We start from the raw sequence: 2,325 nt of genomic DNA on the forward strand, positions 1-2,325 counted from the left end.
CAGACTATTATACTTGCCGTACCAACTCGAAAAACTTTGATGTGGTTTTTGCAAATCTGAACTCGCGCTTCTACGTCTGGCGTAGCGTTGATCAATTCTCGTTCAACAACGTCAATGTAGATTTGGATCATGTTCAATCCATCGACGTGATGACAGCCAAACTCTAGCCTATGGAGGGTTTTCAAATCACGGTGCGTTGGCGCGTTTCCGTTAAATTGAATGGCCTGCTCCCGGTGGATGATCGCCTTAAAATCTTTCCAATTGAAGGTAACTAAAACCCATCCTGCCTCACGACAAGTGGTCGCGACGATAGGGTCTGGGCTGTCAGTTGCTATCACATCACGAAGGCGTTTTAGGTTGTGGCCACGGCCAACGAGGTAGTTCCCGATACCATCTGGAACATCTTGATCTGTGAAAAAGTTTATGGGCTCCGCTGCCGTCAAGCCGCCAAGGACCTCGCAAGCTCGACATCCTTATCGGTAAGGTCCGGAAAATCGGAGATGATTTGATCGTTTGAGTATCCTGCTTGAATATAGCCTTGTATTGCTTTTACCGTAATTCGTGTCCCGCCAAACACTTCCTGAGAGGATTTGAGCTGTCTTTTCTTTTCGATGACAGCAACCCTATCATCGCCACGCTCGTTGTATTCTCGAATGGCTTCGCGAGCGCTGGAGGTCACAGCCTCTAGAGCAATCTCGATAACAAACTGGTCGGATGTCGCTTCAAATTTCTGATCGGTGGCGGGATCGTCAAAAACCACTCGTTTTCCAAGCACCCAAATTCGCGTAGAAGCCCAATCACCAAGGCCTAGCTCGTTTAGCTTCTTTCCCGCCCGCTTTAGTTCTCCGTAAGGCACGTTGTAATTTTTATTCAGATTGCCGAGGACCCTAAGGATCAGAAGATCTTTGAAAGAATACACATTGCTATAGGCTCCGCGCGCATCGGGGCTGCCCTTATATTCAGGCGAAACGAACCCGGCGCGCCTCCAGCGGCTTACCTGATATTTAGAAAGGCCAGACAGCTTACATATCTGCTGCTCACTAAATGCACCTATGACATTCGCGTCAGACATAGTGACACAATACCACTTTAAGCGATTTCAATCGAGATTTCATTTCAAAATCCTTTTGGCGGCCTTTTCAAAAAGGTCTCCAGACTCGTCACACTCAAGTTCCCGCGCGGTCTCTATGAATCGCGCGGATTGCTCTTCAGGCGTCATCTTCCTTTTCTTCGATGGGGACTTTGACCCATCGGTAGTTTCTTTGTCTGGGCCTGTATTTTGAGGGTTTTTCGATCCCATAAGGCTCACACCCCTGAACGAGTTGTTTGATAGGTCAGACGCTTCCCGACGATCCCAAGCAGGGCTGCGGTAGCCCTGTCAGTATCGTCAACGCCTAGACCGACGCGATTGTTATAGCGGAAGTCGAATTCCGCGAGATAACGGTGCAAGTGCTTCTCGGCGCAATGCTGGTAAGTGCCGCGCATACCGCGCTTAAACACAGAGAAGTAGTTTTCAACGGTATTGCTGTGGACTTCACCACGGACATACTCGCCAGCGCTATGCTTAGTGGTCTGGTGATCCGCCAACTCTTGACCGACAGCCTTATAAAGGGGGCTTTCATCGGTGAACAAAGCGGTTTCCGCGTCAATGTTTTCACGGACGATCTTGGTCACATTCTCTTTGTTGGATTGCTTCACATGGAAAGACCGGACGGAGCCGCCGCGCTCAACAAGTGAGACAATCGCGCGCTTGCTGGCAGGACCAACGCCACCTTTGAGGTAAGGGCGACCACGACGATAGGCGGGTAGCTCCTGTTTGCCGTCTTTCTTGCCGTAATAGGTCTCATCGGCTTCAACGATGCCGCCACCGCCGCCCATTTTGCCGAGCGCTCCATCACGCATGGCTTCACGGATGCGGTGAGACATAAACCAAGCGGTTTTGAGAGTGACGCCAAGGGTGCGGTGCAACTGCTGGGTGCTGATGCCCTTCTTAGAGGAAGTCATAAGATAGATTGCCTGTAGCCACAGGTGCATTTTGACATGGCTGGACTCGAAAACGGTCCCGACCTTCACAGTGAAAGGCTTGCGGCATGAGTAGCACTTGTGAACCCCTATGCGGGTGGACTTGCCTTTGAGCTTGTTGACGCGCTCAGTCTCGCCACAATGGGGGCATACTGGACCGTCAGGCCAGATGTGGCTTTCAACGTATTCGTAAGCCGCTTCCTCATCGTGGAATTGCTTTTGTGATAGGATAGACATTCTAACTTCTCCGATTATGGAGCCTGTCTATCAAAAATCGGTGGGTACGGCAAGTATAATATTGGG

3 protein-coding genes are annotated in these 2,325 nt (G+C 50.4%); all 3 read right to left on the reverse strand.

The annotated features are described in order from the left end of the window. A partial coding sequence (locus PMG71_RS22125; protein ID WP_283755905.1) for a DUF5615 family PIN-like protein occupies window positions 1–443 on the reverse strand: 443 nt, incomplete at its 3' end. Next, on the reverse strand, window positions 440–1,072 hold the full coding sequence (locus PMG71_RS22130; protein WP_283755906.1) for a DUF433 domain-containing protein: 633 nt from the start codon (window positions 1,070–1,072) through the stop codon (window positions 440–442). The genes PMG71_RS22125 and PMG71_RS22130, both read right to left, overlap by 4 nt. Before the next feature lie 233 nt (window positions 1,073–1,305). Then, on the reverse strand, window positions 1,306–2,259 hold the full coding sequence (locus tag PMG71_RS22135) for an IS1595 family transposase (protein ID WP_283755907.1): 954 nt from the start codon (window positions 2,257–2,259) through the stop codon (window positions 1,306–1,308). Window positions 2,260–2,325 lie beyond the last annotated feature (66 nt).

Origin of the sequence: Roseofilum acuticapitatum BLCC-M154 (genome assembly GCF_030068475.1) — a bacterium.
Lineage (GTDB): Bacteria > Cyanobacteriota > Cyanobacteriia > Cyanobacteriales > Desertifilaceae > Roseofilum > Roseofilum acuticapitatum.